Source organism: Amycolatopsis sp. CA-211722 (genome assembly GCF_056828465.1).
The window spans coordinates 1,273,769-1,287,257 of sequence record NZ_CP184752.1 but is presented as its reverse complement, the minus strand read 5'-3'; the positions used below and the strand labels follow the sequence as shown (position 1 = coordinate 1,287,257).

The following is a 13,489-nucleotide window of genomic DNA, read 5'->3' as shown; positions in this document are numbered from 1 at the left end:
CCAGCATGAAACTTAAACAAGGGTTGAAGTCAAGCTAGGATCGTGACCATGGCCGAACTGCCGTCCGAACTCACCATCGGGGAGCTGTCCCGGCGCAGCGGTGTCGCCACCTCCGCCCTGCGCTTCTACGAACGCCAAGGTCTCATCAGCAGCAGGCGGACCAGCGGAAACCAGCGCCGCTATCCCCGCAGCTCGCTTCGCCTGGTCGCGTTCATCCGCGCGTCGCACCACCTCGGCATCCCGCTGGAGGTGATCGGCGGCGTGCTCGACTTCCTGCCGGAGGGCGCCGCGCCGGACCAGGCGTTCTGGCAGCGGGCTTCCCAATGCTGGAGCGCCGAGCTGAACAAGCGCATCGAGCAGCTGGAATGCATGCGGGACCGGTTCACCGAATGCATCGGCTGCGGTTGTCTGTCCTTCGAGCAGTGCGTGCTGGTGAACCCCGGGGACGTCCTCGCCGCCAAGGGACCCGGCCCGGCACGGCTGATCACGGACTGACCGCGGCCAGTTTCCGTTCCAGCAGCCGCCGTTCGGCGCTGTTCTCCGCCCGGTGGATCGCCGCTTCGTAGGATCGCGCCGACTCCGCGGTCCGGCCGAGGCGGTGCAGCAGATCCGCGCGGATGGCGTGGTACAGGTGGTATTCCTCCAGGTCGAGGCCGTCGATCACGGTGAGGGCCGCTTCGGGGCCGTCCACTTCGGCGACCGCGACGGCCCGGTTGAGCGCGACGATCGGCGTCGGATTCGCCGCCAGCAGAAGGTCGTACAGCTGGACGATCTGCGACCAGTCCGTGCTCGCCGCGTCGGCGGCGTCGCTGTGGACGGCGTTGATCGCCGCCTGGATCTGGTACGGCCCCGGCTGGTTCCGCCGCAGGCAGGCGCGGACCAGCGCCTGTCCCTCGGCGATCAGCTCTCGGTCCCACCGCGAGCGATCCTGCTCCGCGAGCAGCACGACGTCACCGCCCGTGCCGGTGCGGGCCGCGCGCCGCGATTCGGTGAGCAGCATCAGCGCCAGCAGCCCGGTGGCCTCCGGTTCGTCGGGCATGAGAGCGGTCAGTAGCCTGCCGAGCCGGATCGCTTCCGCGCACAGGTCTTCCCGGACCAGCCGGTCGCCCGAGGTGGCCGTGTAGCCCTCGTTGAACACGAGGTAGATCACGGCGAGCACCGACCGCAGCCGATCCGGCAGATCGGCGTCGTCCGGGACGCGGTACGGGATCTTCGCGGCGCGGATCTTGCCCTTCGCCCGGACCAGCCGTTGCGCCATCGTCGTTTCGGGGACGAAGAACGCGTGCGCGATCTCGCCGGTGGTCAGCCCGCCCAGGAGTTTCAGCGTCAGCGCGACCTGCGCGGTGATGGCCAGCGCGGGGTGGCAGCAGGTGAAGATCAGCCGCAAGCGGTCGTCACGCACGGGACCCTCCTCCACCGGTTCGTCGCTCGCGCTGATCAACGCGGCCTGGGCGTGCTTGTCGTCGCGCGCGGCTTCCCGGCGCAACCGGTCGATGGCCTTGTTGCGGGCGGTCGTGATGATCCAGCCCGCGGGGCTCGGCGGTGGACCGCTGGACGGCCAGCGGTCCACCGCCTCGGCGAAGGCGTCCTGGACGGCTTCCTCGGCGATGTCGATGCTGCCGAAGACCCGGACCAGCACGGCCACCGCGCGGCCGTACTCCTCGGTGAAGACGCGTCCGATTTCCTCGGTGGTCACACGCACGAAGGACCTTCGTCGCCCTGGAACGGCCGGACCTCGACCGGGAGGTAGGTGATCTCGGTGACCCGGCGGCCCCATTCGAGCGCGGCGTCCAGATCCGGCGCCTCGATGATGGTGAAGCCACCGAGGTGTTCCTTGCCCTCGACGTACGGGCCGTCGGTCATCGCGATCTCGCCGTTCTCCTTGGCCCGCAGCACGGTCGCCGTGGTCGGCGGGTGGAGACCGCCGGCGAAGACCCAGACACCCGCGGCCTTCATCTCGTCGTCGAGCGCCTGGATCTTGCGCGCGATCGGCTCCAGGAACTCCGGCGGCGGAACGGGACCGTCGGGCTGGTACAGGCTGATCAGGTACTGGGTCATGGCGTCCTCCTGAGGTCGGAGCGGCTTGTCATCACCTACACGAAGAGCGTCCCGCCGATTCGACAGCCGGTGGGATTTATTTTTCCAGGGCGCATCGTCGCAGGTCGAACCGTGATCCCTGGGTCAGGCAGGCCGCGATCCGATGGACCTGCTGACCGTAACCGCGGCCCTTCAGCACCTTCACGGTCCCGTCCCGGCCGACCTCGCACGGGTTTCCTTCGGTGCAGCGCTCGCCGTCACGGTTGTGGGTGTTGTTGATGCCCATGACCGTGTTCCCGTCGCGGGACAGCAGCACGGAGCCGGAGTGGCCGGGCCTGCTCACGCAGGTGTCGCTCGGCGCGTAGCGGACCGCGGCGTCCTGCTGGTACCCGGCTTCGCGCAGGTGCGGCACGACGGCCTCCACCGTGCAGTTCGGACGGCTGCTGGAGTAGGCCATGAGGAGCCGGTCACCGGCGCGCATCGGCTTGGTGGTGAGCCGGAAGACCTTCGCGCCTTCCCTTGCTAGTTGCGCGTAGGTCTTGTCCAGCCGGTAGAGCGCGATGTCGGTGCCGGTCATCGTCGCGTAGACCAGCCGGGTGGCGCGGGCGCTGGTCTTCGGATAGCCCTCCCGGTCGGCGATGGTGACCGGACGAGGCAGGTCGGCGGGCCGGTCGACCAGGGCCTTCCCCGGTGCGGGCCGCCCGCTCGGCACACAGTGGCCGTTGGTCAGCGCCAGCGCCGGGTCTTCCGGACGCGAGTGGGCGGCGCGCACCACCGCGCCCTTGCAGTCGCCCACCTCGGCCGTGCCCTCCACGTTCGGGACCGGGGTGTCCGGGGGCACGTCGGTGCCGGTCACGATGCCGTTGATCCACGCGGCGTTCTTCGAGGCATCGGTGTACATGTCGGGGAAGTCCGCGCCCCTGACGCCGGGACCGACGACCGTTCCGGCCAGCGCCCAGCCGTCGCCCGAACGGATCAACGCGGGGCCGCCGGAGTCCGTCGTGCCCGGACCGACGGGCGGCTCGGCGCGGCCGACGCACAACGGCAGGGTGCGCCCGTCGTCGTCCCAGCACCGGTCGAGCGGCACGACCTCGGTGTCCGCCTCGCGGAGCTTGCTCGGGAAGCACTTCGGGTCGTTGAAGTCGGCGCAACCGGTCGAGGCCGCGCCCCAGCCGAGGATGCGGACCGGGGTGCCGACGGCCGGCGTGGCCGCGGCGAGCCGGACGGGCTTGGCACGGACCGGGTTTCGCAGCCGCAGGACCGCGATGTCCTCGCCGGGCGGGTTGTACGTGACGATGCGCCGGTAGAACTTGTCGACCTCGGTGACCTCGCCGCCGGTGGTGGTGTCCAGCGAGCCGACGCGGACCTTCCAGCCGCGGGGGACCCCGACGGCCGAGCCGGTCGGGGTGTTTGCGCAGTGGGCCGCGGTGACCGCCCACTGGGGCGCGATGAGCACCGCGCCACATCGGTGTCCGTCCGGGCGGGGTGCGTCGTACTGCAGGGAGACCATGAAGTCGTAGGGCGTGGTGGACTCGGTGCCGCCGACGACGGCCGCCGCGGGGGCCGCGGTCGCCGTCATCATGGCCAGCGCGAGCGCGAGGGATCGGATTCGCATACGGATCACCGTGGCCGGTCGGTGTCCGCGGAACTCGATGAGCGCGTAACAGTTCCGTGCGCGGCCTGACTGGTACTGCCGGACCCAGGTCGAACAGACCGTGCCACCTTCTGGGAGAGGCCGGTTTCCTGGACTTGTCACCACGAGTCCACTGAGGAGAAACAGAAATGACGAACTCGCACTCGAACAGGGTCGCCGTCGTCACCGGCGCGTCCAGCGGGATCGGCGAGGCGGCCGCTCGGCGGCTCGCCGCTTCCGGCGCCGCGGTCGCGCTGATCGCCCGCCGGACGGACCGGTTGGAAACGCTGGCCAAGGAGATCGAGGCCGACGGCGGTACCGCGCTCGTGCTCGCCGTCGACGTCGCCGACGCCGCGGCGATGCGGGCCGCCGCCGCCGAGGTCGAGGCGAAACTGGGCCGCGCGGACCTCCTGTTCAACAACGCCGGCGTGATGCTGGCCGCGCCGATCGACGAACTCGCCACCGAGGACTGGCAGCGCATGATCGACGTCAACATGACGGGCCTGATGAACGCGATCGGCGCGTTCGTCCCGCATCTGGTGGCTTCGGCGGCCGAGAAGGGCGTCGCGGACCTGGTGAACACGTCGTCCATCGGCGCGCAGGCAGTCTTCCCGTCCTTCGCCGTGTATGTCGCCTCGAAGGCCTACGTGACGCACCTGTCGAAGAACCTTCGTGCCGACCTCGGGCCGAAGGGTGTGCGGGTCGCGGCGATCGAGCCGGGCCTGGTCGAAACCGAACTGCAGGGCCACGTCACCGACGCCGGTGCGCTGCGGTGGCTGGACGGCGTGCGCGAGTCGCTGACCTGGCTGAAGCCCGGGGACATCGCCGAGACCGTGGCGTTCCTGACGTCGCTCCCGGCTCGGGTGAACCTGCAGCAGGTCACCGTGATGCCCACGGCGCAGGTCTGATCACGGGAACAGGATCCTGGCGATCGCGCGGGCGGCGGTGTCCGGATCCTCCTGGAGCTCGGCGCGCAGCGCGCCGGTGAGCCAGAGATTCGCGAAACCGTGCATCAGCGACCAGGCGGCGACCCCGGCCATCGCGTCGTCGCTGACCGACGACGCGCCGCTGGTCAGCAAAGCTCCCGCGCGGTCGCGGGCGGCGGTCAGCGCCGGGTCGTCCTCGCGGTGGAGTTCGGGGCGGAACATCACCTCGAAATGCGCGCGATGCTCGATCGCGAAGCGGACGTAAGCCACCCCGACTTCGACGAAATCCCGGTCGCTCTCGGCCGCGAGGGCGTCGGCGAGCAGGTCGAACCCCTCGGCCGCCAGCGCGGTCAGCACCCCGGCCTTGTCGCCGAAATGGTGGACCGGCCCGGCGTGCGAGACGCCCGCGCGCCGGGCGAGGTCGCGGAGGCTGATCCCCGCCGGGCCGTGTTCGGTGATGGCCGCGACGGCGGCGTCGAGCACGGCCCGACGGAGGTCGCCGTGGTGGTACGGACTCATGCCGACGAATCTAGTCATTGACAAGATGGGCTGCAACAGCGCATCTTGTCAGTGGAAAGATTCGCTGCTCCGGAAGGCATGGTCATGGATCCCGGTCTCGTCCCCGTTCTGATGCTGATCGCCGTCACGGCGACGTTGTTCCTGCTGGGCGTCTTCGGCGTCCGACGGTTCAAGCCCTGGCCCGTCGCGGTGCGTGGCGGCGTCGCGGCGCTGTTCGTCACCACCGGTCTCGCGCACTTCATCGGCATGCGGGAGGAACTCGTCGCGATGGTTCCGCCCGCGCTGCCCGCGCCGGGACTGCTGGTGACCGTCACCGGCGTCCTCGAACTCGCGGGCGCCGCCGGGGTGCTGTGGCCGCGCACGGCGCCGTGGGCGTCCGCCGGGCTGACGCTGTTGTCACTGGTGGTGTATTACGCGCGTACTCCGGACAGACCCTTTGCCCAAAGGAGACCTTAAGTCTTTCCCAAGTCCGGGCCCCGTTTCCGGGAACGGCACTACCCTCTGAGAATGAAGATCTCATTGTGGATCGGATTCTGTGGGCTGTGCATCCTCGCCGGGCACATGCTTCTCGGTGCGGTCGGTCTCGTACTGCTGATGAGCTGTCTCCCGGCGGGGCGCGAACACGAATCCGGTGGCGGAAAAGGGAAAACGTCCGCGCGGCTGGCCTGATCTCAGCCCAGCGCGCTCACGACGGCGAGCGCGCCGAGAACCGGAACGGCGATCGCCGTGAACAGCATCGTCCGGCGGCCGGGTTTGGGACTTTCCAGTAATGCCCGGATACCGGCCGGAACCAACGCGACACAAAGCCCGGCGGTGCCGATGATCGACAGGAATTCGGTGCCTTTCAGCACGCCGAGCGGCAGAAGTCCCATCGCCGCCAGCCCGATCGACCCGGCGACGCCCAGCACTTTCGCCCGATAGGCGGCGAAGGCGAGGACGTACCAGCCGAACATGATCGTGAACGACAGAAAACTGAACAGATGCAGGTCCCGATACGACTCGCTGACCACGCTCTCGGCGAACCCGGCCCCGCGGCGTTCGACGAGCCCGCGCGCCGCCTGGTCGATCCCCGCGTGGAAGGTCCGCTCGAAGAGTCCAAAGAGGACGAACAATCCGCCCCACGCGGCCAGCGCGGGTTTCGTACGGCCGATCTTCGTGGCGAGCGCGACGATCGCGGGCCACAGCAGGACATTGCCCGCCAGGAAACACGTGTACGCGGCTGTCATCAGCGCGGGATGCTCGCTCATCGCTTTGAGCTGGCTCGGGAAGAAGAAGTCGAAGGGCGCCCGCAGCAGTGTCCCGGCGAGCAGCAGGACCGGGCCGAGGACCATCGAGACCGCGGCGACGCGGCGGCCGGGGAAGACGTAGTCGGTTTCCATACCTCGTGAGCCTGCCGATCGTGGTGGTGGTGCGGATCGGCTCACGGTCCGGTCTTCGGGCTCAGACCGTGGGTGGATTCTCAGATCTGGTGTGCGTCGTCTTTGGGCTGTGGGTCGGTTGGGGAGGCGTGGTTGCTGATGGGTTTGCCGTTTTTCGGCGACTGGCGGGGAGCGCCGGGACGGCTGCGGCGGGTTTGCGATCGCGCAGGGCGTTGTAGTCGTTTTTCGGCGGCTGACGGTGTGTTGCGGCTGCTGTGATGTCTGGAGGGCTTGCGGTCGTTGCCGTTTTCCGGCGACCGTGCCGGGGTCTCATCGCGGGTACCGGAAGAAAGACCAGAGCGTGAACAGCCCACACCGCTTTCGGCCAGGCGACTCCGCAGCTGCCTCCTTCAGAGGCCCGGCAACGAGAATCAGAACGGTGGTGGTTCGTCGGGGAGGGGTGCCGGAGGCCTGGGTGGGTGGAGTGGGGGTGGGGTGCTGGTGTGGGTTTGCCCGGTGGGGGTGGTGATGGTGAGGGTGCCGTCGGTGGCGAGGTGGTAGGTCCAGCCGGGTTCGTCTTTGAGACGGTGGTCTCGCCGGCAGAGGTCGATCAGTTCGTCGGCGTTGGTGTGGCCGCCGTGTTGCCAAGGCAGGGAGTGGTCGATGTCGCATGCTTGGGCGGGTCGGTGGCAGCCGGGTCTTCGGCATTCGCGGTCCCGGACCCGGACGAACTCGCCGAGCCCGGCGGTGGGTCGGTAGCGGTCGCGGCCGAGGTCGAGGAGTTGTCCGGAGAGAGGGTCGGTGATGATGCGGCGCAGCACGGTGTCGGGGCCGGTGGCGATATGGCGGGCCAGACCCGCGGGGACGGTGCCGTGCCCGGCCAGTTCGGCGGGATCGTCGTTGAGACCCAGGTAGGTGAACAGATCCATGTAGAGGAACACCTCGCTGCGTTCACTCTTGCCGCCTTGGCCGCCGAGCAGGAGGTCGAGGGCGACGTCGGCGCGGAGCTGGTCGAGGGTGCGGGGCTCGTCACCGGTTTTGAGGGCTCGCGCGGCGCGGTCGATGCGCTGGTAGGCGGCGGCCGCTTTCTCGACGGGGGCGTCTTCGACTTCGAGGGACGCGACCCCGGTCTCGCCGTGGCGGAGGGTGAGGCGGCGGCCTTCGCGATGGTGTCGGGCGCGTGTGTCGGCGCCGTCGGGGTCGATGGTGTTGGCCGCGTGGTTGGCGGCTTTCCGGATCTGCTCGGGGTTCTTGTCCACGATCCGGTCTTCCAGCAGCGCGTCGACGGCACGGGCGTTGCCGTCCGACAGCCAGGCGGTGGCGGTGGCGACCTTCATCGCACCGAACCCGGAGAGCTCCCCCTGGTCCATCAGGGACAGAGTGCGGGGCAGGCGGGTGGTCACCGCGTCGGCCGTGGCCACCAGGGATCCGGCGTGATTGTCCACAAGAGACAGAGCCAACGCGACTTCTTGTGTGACGCTGCGGGCGCCGTCGCGATGCCGGTTCAGCTGGGCCAGTGCCCGGAACCGGACCGCCTCCAAGCGCGCGATCCCGGCCGACGCCGCTTGCGCGAGCTCGACGGAATCCTTGTCGTCCAACAACTCTACAGCGGCGTTCACCGCTGCCAGCAGTTCGGGGCCGGTGAGTTTCTCCAGTAGCGCCACGGGCGCGGAATGTGTGTCCACCCCACGACCATACGACCGGCCACCGACAATTCCCGCCGCCTCGGGCCGGCGGAGCATCGCCGATTTTCGGCAACTAGGAATCGGCGGAGAACAGCCGATTCTGGCTGCCGGGATCGTTGCCGATTTTCGGCGATGGAGGGGGAGGTCGCGTCTGTGGTGGCGCCGGTCTCGGGCAGTGACCGTTCGCTGAAGGTCGGGCCGATAGGGTTCGTCGCCGATTTTCGGTAACGAGTAGTCGGCGGGCAGCCGCCGTTTTGGTCGTCGTAGGCGTCGCTGTTTTCCGGCGACGAAGGGGCCGTGTCTGTAGTGGCGCCGGATCCGGAAGTAACCGTTCGCCGAGGCTCAATCGGCAGGATCGCGTCGCCGCTCCTAGCAGCGAGGGGGGCTTCGACCGCGAGCGTCGCCGACTTCCGGCGATGGAGGGATCGTACCTATGGCAACGCCGGATCCCGGAAGCAACCATTCGCCGAGGCTCAATCGGCAAGTTCACGTCCCCGGTCCCAGGCAACGAAAGGGGCTTCGATCACGAGCGTCGCCGTTTTTCGGCGGTGAAGGGATCGCACCTGTAGCAACGCCGGACTCCGGAAGCAACTATTCGCCGAAGTCCAGTCGACAAGCTCGCGTCCTCGATCCCGGGCAACGAACGGGCTTCGATCACGTGCGTCGCCGTTTTTTGGCGATGAAGTGACCGCACCTATAACAACGCCGGACTCCGGAAGCAACCTTTCGTCGAAGCCCGACCGGCAGGTTCGCGTCCCTGATCCCAGGCAACGAAAGGGCTTCGACCACGAGACGGTCCCCAAGGCGTCGCCGCTTTCCGGCGACGAAAGCACACCGCTGCCCGGCGCCCGGCAGACGACCGGACACCGGACAACGGCGTTCCCCGTTCAGTTCGTGTCGAGTGCGACAGCGACATCCCCGATCGGCAACGGGAAGTCACCGACCTTCTTGGCCGCGCCGGTCAGCAGATCGACCGAATAGAACGTCGACGGCCCGGCGGCCGGGTTGAGCACGGCGAACGCGCTCACCGAGGTCGTCTTGCCGTTGGTCAGGTCGCTGAAAATGTCGAAACCGGCGATCGGGCCGGTGTCCACGCCGAGCGCGCCGGTCGGGCTGAGGAGGCCGGCGTTGGCGGGCGCCTGGATGAGCACCTGGTCGGTCACCGTGCCGATGTCGAACAGTGTGGTCGCGGTGTCGGGGTTGAGGTCGTTGTTCGTGTAGGCGGCGGCCGTGACGCCTCTGGTCGGCCCGCCCGCCGGTGGGGTGGTGAGGACGGTGTCTTCGATCGTGACGTGGTCGGCGAGGTTGTGCCGCAGGTTCTGGCCGTAGTCGCTGATCACCCGCAGCCGGTCGGCGGCCGGGTTGAAGTCGACGCCGAAGTTCGTGCCGTACAACGGAACGCTCAGTTGCGAGACCTTCGTGACGACGACGTCGGGCGCCGCGGGCGGGAATTTGATCGTGTAGATGCAGCCTTTGTCACCCACGCCGTACAACAAACCGTTCTGTACCCGGAAATCGATCCCGATCAGGCGGGTCTCGCCGCAGGTGAGCCCTTGTACGAGCCGCACCCAGTCGAGGACCTGGGGCTGGTTGGTCCAGTAGGTGGCCATCAGCTTGCCGTCCGACGAGATCGCGAACGCCCGCAGCCCGGCGGGCTGCGCCGAGACGGCGGTCGCGGTCCCGACGACCAGCGTCGCGGTGACGGCCACCGTGGTCATGGCCTTCTTGAGTCGTGCCCTCATCCGTACTCCCCTCAGCGGAAACTGTGCGAGCACAAGCTATTCGGCGGCACTGGACGGGCATTGGACGTCGGTTGGATCCGGCGTCCGGCGGCTTGCGGGCGCGAAGGGCCGGCGGAACAGTGTGAACGATGAGAGTCAAGAACGTCCTTGCCTGCTCGGTGATCCTTTGCGCCGGCTTCACGATCACCGCGCCCGCTGAAGCGACTCCGGAATGCGCTTCCGGTGTCAAGGTCATCAAGCCGGTGGTGCTCGAAGATCCGGGCCGGTGGACCTACACGTTCGGCCTTTCGTGGTGCGCGGACGGCGGGACGATCGGCTGGGCGGAGCCGTCGGTGACGGCGCGGGTGCACAGTCCGGCCTGTCGCTGGGGCGGCCGGATCGAGGAGTCGATCAAAGTGCTGCCGGACAAGGGATGGAGCGCGTTCGACATGAGCGAGTTCTCCTGCCGGGACAGTGCGGGCAAGGAACACGGCGTCAACCCGTGGGTCGTCGTCAACTTCCACCCGACGGGCGCCTATGACGTCAGCAGCGACATCGCGGCCTAGGCCCGGAGAATCGCTTCGATGGTGGCCGCCGCCCGTTCCCGTAAGGCGTGGTAGCCCGCCCGTTCGGCGAGGGCGAGCGCCCGGCGGGCCTGCCCGAGGTCGCCGGTCGCGGTGGCGAGCCCGATGAGCGCGTCGATCTCGGGGTACCGGTCGCCGCTCTCCCGCAGCAGGTCCAGCGCCTGCCGGTACCGGCGGACGGCGTCCTGCCGGTGCCCCACCCGTCGATGCACGCTCGCGAGCGCGACGAGCGCCTCGCCCTCACCGCGAGGTTCACCGGTCTCCCGTGCGAGCCGGAGCCCTTCGCGCGCGTGGTCGAGCGCGTCGGTGAGACGGCCGAGATCGCAGTACACCGAGGCGAGTCTCCCGAGGGTTTCCGCCTCCCCGGCACGGTTCCCGGCCTCTCGATGCAGCGCGAGCGCTTTGGCGAGCAGACCCGCGGCCTCGGCGGCCCGGCCGCGAGCGTGTTGCGCCTGCCCGAGGTTGGACAGGTTGATCGCCTCCCCGTAGCGCGAGCCGATCCCGCGATACCGGCGCAGCGCCCGGACGTAGTGCCCGGCAGCCCCGGCAAGATCGCCCATCTCCCAGTGGACGAGCCCCAGATTGCCCAGCGCGACGGCCTCCCCGGCGGGACTTCCGGCGCGTCTGCTCAGCTCCAGGCCCCGGGAGAACCGCACCGCGGCGGCCGGGAGCCGTCCCGACTGCCAGTACACGCAACCGAGGTTGCCCAGCACCGCGGCCTGCGCCTCCACCCACCCCGCCCGCCGGGCGAGCAAAAGCGCGCCGGTGTACCCCCGGACGGCCTCCCGGTACCGCCCTTCGCGGAAACCCAGGTCCGCCAGGCTGAACCGGGCGGACACGCGCGCACGGAGATCGCCGTCCTCCTCGGCGGCCGACAGCGCGGCCGCGGCGGCCGCTCGCCACTCCACCCGGCGCGACGACATCCAGAAGTAGCCGCGTAAAGCGTCGGCCAGCAGCCAGGCCACCGGACCCGGCGCGTCCTCGACGACGGCGACGAGGTTGCCCAGTTCGGTCTCCAGCCAGTCCGCCGCGTTCTCCTTGACCGCCGCGGGAACCGGGCCGTCCGGCACGGACAGCGGGACACGGAACATGTGCGGGTAAACGATTTTCGCCGCTTGATCCGCGCCACGCAGATACCACTCGTGCAGGCGGCGCCGGGCGGATCCGGTCCCCGCCGGGGATTCACGCAGGCGATCGGCGGCGTACCGGCGCAGCAGATCGTGGAAGTGGTAGCGGCCGGGCGCGTGCTGTTCGACGAGATGCGCGCCCGCGAGCGTGTCCAGCATCGGGCCCGCCCGTTCCGCGCCGGTCAGGATCTCGACCGCTTCGACACCGATGTCGCTGCCCGGCACCAGGCTCAGCAGCCGGAACAACCGGCGCGTTTCGGCGGGAAGGGCCGCGTAGGACAGGTCGAAGGCGGTCCGGACGGCGATCTGCTCGTCGCCCGGCACGGCCAGCGCGGCGAGCAGATTGCCCTTGCGCAGCTCGATGACGTAGTCCCCGATGCCCTTCCCCGGATCTTCGGCGAGGTTGGCCGCGGCGATCCTCAGCGCCAGCGGCAGGTGCGCGCACAGCTCGGCCACTTCGGCGGCCGCTTCGTGCTCGGCCCGGACCTCATCGGCGCCGAGCACCCGCGCGAGCAAGGCCAGCGCTTCACCGGGTTCGAGCATGCCCAGTGTGAGCCGCCGGGCGCCGTGAAGGGCGACCAGCCCGGCCATCCGGTCCCTCGCGGTGACCAGCACCAGGCAACCGGGCCCGGCGGGCAGCAGCGGCCGGACCTGCTCGACGTCCACGGCGTTGTCCAGCACCACCAGCGCCTTCCGGTCGGTCATCAGCGTCCGGTACAACGCGGACGCGGTCTCCGTGTCCGCGGGCAGGCGTTCGGCGGGAACGTCCAGCGCGGCCAGGAACCGGGTGAGCGCTTCGAGCGCCGTCGCGGGCGTGCCGGCGGAATGGCCGCGCAGGTTCGCGTAGAACTGCCCGTCCGGGAACCGGTCCTTCACCCGATGCCCCCAGTGCACGGCCAACGCGGTCTTCCCGGCTCCCGCCGGACCGGTGACGGCCGCCAGCGCCACCGCGCCGCCGGTGCTCCCGGGGCGTGGCACCAGATGGTCCAAAATGGACAGTTCGGCCGCCCGGCCGGTGAATCCGGCCGGTTCGGCGGGCAGCTGCCGGGGAACGCGCGCGGCGGGACGCGGAGCCGGCAGCGGTTCTCCGTCTTCGAGCAGCGCGACGTGCGCCGCGGCGAGTTCCGGCCCGGGTTCGACGCCCAGCTCCTCGACGAGCCGCTCGCGAACCTCCTGGTAGAGCCGGAAAGCCGTCGCCCGCTGGCCCGCGCCGTGGTACGCGCGGATCAACCGGGCTTGCGCGGGCTCGTCGAGCGGCTGGTCCGCGGCGGCTTCGGCCAATTCGGCGAGCACCTCGCCGGCGGCGCCGATCGCGAGCATCGCGTCGCCGTAGCGGGCGAGCAGCGCACGGCGTTCCGCCAGCAACGCCAAGACCTTCGGATGCGTTGAGAGTAAAGGAATATCAGCCAGCGGCCGGCCACGCCACCAGCGCAGGGCCTCGCCGAACAGCGCCGCGGCACGGCCGGTCTCGCCGTCACGCAGGGCGTCGTTCGCCTCGGCGATCAGCCCGCGCACGTGCGGAAGATCGATCTCGACGGCGTCCCAGCGCACCGCGTAACCGCCACCGACATGGGGCAGGAGTTCGCTCCCGGACCGCGCCGGACGGCCGGGTTCCAGCAGCCGCCGCAGATGTTTGACGTGCGTCTGGAGGACGTTCACCGCGCTGCGCGGCGGCCGCCCGCCCCACAGCGCGTCGACCAGTTCCTGCTTGGACATCGCCTCGCCGCCGGCGAGCACCAGCAACCCCAGGACGGCACGGCGACCCGGTGGGCCCAGATCGATTTCCGTCCCGGCCAGCCAGACGCGCAGCGAGCCCAGCACCTGGATCCGCACAGCCACCGGCAGGAACGTAGCGAGCGGCCCCGCCCCGCACAAGGACGAACGGCGGAAAGAGCCCCG

Annotated in this window: 13 protein-coding genes; 5 read left to right on the top strand and 8 right to left on the bottom strand. The window is 69.7% G+C overall.

From position 1 onward, the window contains the following. Nucleotides 1-48 precede the first annotated feature (48 nt). Nucleotides 49-495, top strand: a complete 447-nt coding sequence (gene soxR, locus ACOCEP_RS06330) for a redox-sensitive transcriptional activator SoxR (protein WP_482336264.1) — start codon at nt 49-51, stop codon at nt 493-495. Here the strand turns inward: soxR and ACOCEP_RS06325 are convergent. From ACOCEP_RS06325 to ACOCEP_RS06315, 3 genes are all read right to left on the bottom strand, one after another. Then, nucleotides 485-1,702, bottom strand: a complete 1,218-nt coding sequence (locus tag ACOCEP_RS06325; protein ID WP_482336263.1) for an RNA polymerase sigma factor — start codon at nt 1,700-1,702, stop codon at nt 485-487. The genes soxR and ACOCEP_RS06325 overlap by 11 nt on opposite strands. Further along, a complete protein-coding gene (locus tag ACOCEP_RS06320) occupies nt 1,693-2,058 on the bottom strand; it encodes a YciI family protein (RefSeq protein WP_034305837.1) in 366 nt (121 codons plus the stop codon). Before ACOCEP_RS06320 ends, ACOCEP_RS06325 begins: the two co-directional genes overlap by 10 nt. 76 nt (nt 2,059-2,134) lie before the next feature. Continuing rightward, nucleotides 2,135-3,652, bottom strand: a complete 1,518-nt coding sequence (locus tag ACOCEP_RS06315; RefSeq protein WP_482336261.1) for a S1 family peptidase — start codon at nt 3,650-3,652, stop codon at nt 2,135-2,137. A 167-nt stretch (nt 3,653-3,819) separates the two neighbouring features. On the opposite strand from ACOCEP_RS06315, the gene ACOCEP_RS06310 reads away from it, so the two are divergent. After that, on the top strand, nt 3,820-4,578 hold the full coding sequence (locus tag ACOCEP_RS06310; RefSeq protein ID WP_482336260.1) for an SDR family oxidoreductase: 759 nt from the start codon (nt 3,820-3,822) through the stop codon (nt 4,576-4,578). On the opposite strand, the gene ACOCEP_RS06305 is transcribed toward ACOCEP_RS06310, so the two are convergent. Further along, nucleotides 4,579-5,115 carry a TetR/AcrR family transcriptional regulator gene (locus tag ACOCEP_RS06305; protein WP_482336258.1) on the bottom strand — a complete coding sequence of 179 codons (537 nt, stop codon included), beginning with the start codon at nt 5,113-5,115 and terminating at the stop codon, nt 4,579-4,581. It lies immediately after the preceding gene. An 84-nt stretch (nt 5,116-5,199) separates the two neighbouring features. Between ACOCEP_RS06305 and ACOCEP_RS06300 the strand changes: the two genes are divergently transcribed. Further along, the gene (locus tag ACOCEP_RS06300) at nt 5,200-5,571 is read left to right on the top strand and encodes a DoxX family protein (protein WP_482336256.1); all 372 of its coding nucleotides are present in this window, start codon (nt 5,200-5,202) and stop codon (nt 5,569-5,571) included. Nucleotides 5,572-5,622: 51 nt separating this feature from the next. Next, the gene (locus tag ACOCEP_RS06295; protein WP_482336255.1) at nt 5,623-5,784 is read left to right on the top strand and encodes a hypothetical protein; all 162 of its coding nucleotides are present in this window, start codon (nt 5,623-5,625) and stop codon (nt 5,782-5,784) included. 2 nt (nt 5,785-5,786) lie between these two features. On the opposite strand, the gene ACOCEP_RS06290 is transcribed toward ACOCEP_RS06295, so the two are convergent. The 3 genes from ACOCEP_RS06290 to ACOCEP_RS06280 form a co-directional block, all read right to left on the bottom strand. Next, entirely contained in the window at nt 5,787-6,494 is a 708-nt protein-coding gene (locus ACOCEP_RS06290) for a hypothetical protein (RefSeq protein ID WP_482336254.1), read from the bottom strand. Between the two features lie 410 nt (nt 6,495-6,904). Continuing rightward, nucleotides 6,905-8,137 (bottom strand): HNH endonuclease signature motif containing protein, encoded by a 1,233-nt coding sequence (locus tag ACOCEP_RS06285; RefSeq protein WP_482339612.1) that lies wholly within the window; start codon nt 8,135-8,137, stop codon nt 6,905-6,907. A gap of 908 nt (nt 8,138-9,045) precedes the next feature. Next, entirely contained in the window at nt 9,046-9,900 is an 855-nt protein-coding gene (locus ACOCEP_RS06280; protein ID WP_482336252.1) for a DUF4394 domain-containing protein, read from the bottom strand. 128 nt (nt 9,901-10,028) lie between these two features. Here ACOCEP_RS06280 and ACOCEP_RS06275 point away from each other — a divergent pair, with 128 nt between their 5' ends. Continuing rightward, nucleotides 10,029-10,445, top strand: a complete 417-nt coding sequence (locus ACOCEP_RS06275; RefSeq protein ID WP_482336251.1) for a hypothetical protein — start codon at nt 10,029-10,031, stop codon at nt 10,443-10,445. Here the strand turns inward: ACOCEP_RS06275 and ACOCEP_RS06270 are convergent. Further along, nucleotides 10,442-13,429, bottom strand: coding sequence for an AfsR/SARP family transcriptional regulator (locus tag ACOCEP_RS06270; protein ID WP_482336250.1), 2,988 nt, complete (start codon nt 13,427-13,429; stop codon nt 10,442-10,444). The genes ACOCEP_RS06275 and ACOCEP_RS06270 overlap by 4 nt on opposite strands. Nucleotides 13,430-13,489: the final 60 nt, after the last annotated feature.

Coding starts and splice junctions, on each gene's coding strand:
- ACOCEP_RS06275 (WP_482336251.1), top strand. CDS start 10,029: ATGAGAGTCAAGAACGTCCTTGCCTGCTCGGTGATCCTTTGCGCCGGC.
- ACOCEP_RS06280 (WP_482336252.1), bottom strand. CDS start 9,900: ATGAGGGCACGACTCAAGAAGGCCATGACCACGGTGGCCGTCACCGCG.
- ACOCEP_RS06320 (WP_034305837.1), bottom strand. CDS start 2,058: ATGACCCAGTACCTGATCAGCCTGTACCAGCCCGACGGTCCCGTTCCG.
- ACOCEP_RS06300 (WP_482336256.1), top strand. CDS start 5,200: ATGGATCCCGGTCTCGTCCCCGTTCTGATGCTGATCGCCGTCACGGCG.
- soxR (WP_482336264.1), top strand. CDS start 49: ATGGCCGAACTGCCGTCCGAACTCACCATCGGGGAGCTGTCCCGGCGC.
- ACOCEP_RS06295 (WP_482336255.1), top strand. CDS start 5,623: ATGAAGATCTCATTGTGGATCGGATTCTGTGGGCTGTGCATCCTCGCC.
- ACOCEP_RS06290 (WP_482336254.1), bottom strand. CDS start 6,494: ATGGAAACCGACTACGTCTTCCCCGGCCGCCGCGTCGCCGCGGTCTCG.
- ACOCEP_RS06305 (WP_482336258.1), bottom strand. CDS start 5,115: ATGAGTCCGTACCACCACGGCGACCTCCGTCGGGCCGTGCTCGACGCC.
- ACOCEP_RS06310 (WP_482336260.1), top strand. CDS start 3,820: ATGACGAACTCGCACTCGAACAGGGTCGCCGTCGTCACCGGCGCGTCC.
- ACOCEP_RS06315 (WP_482336261.1), bottom strand. CDS start 3,652: ATGCGAATCCGATCCCTCGCGCTCGCGCTGGCCATGATGACGGCGACC.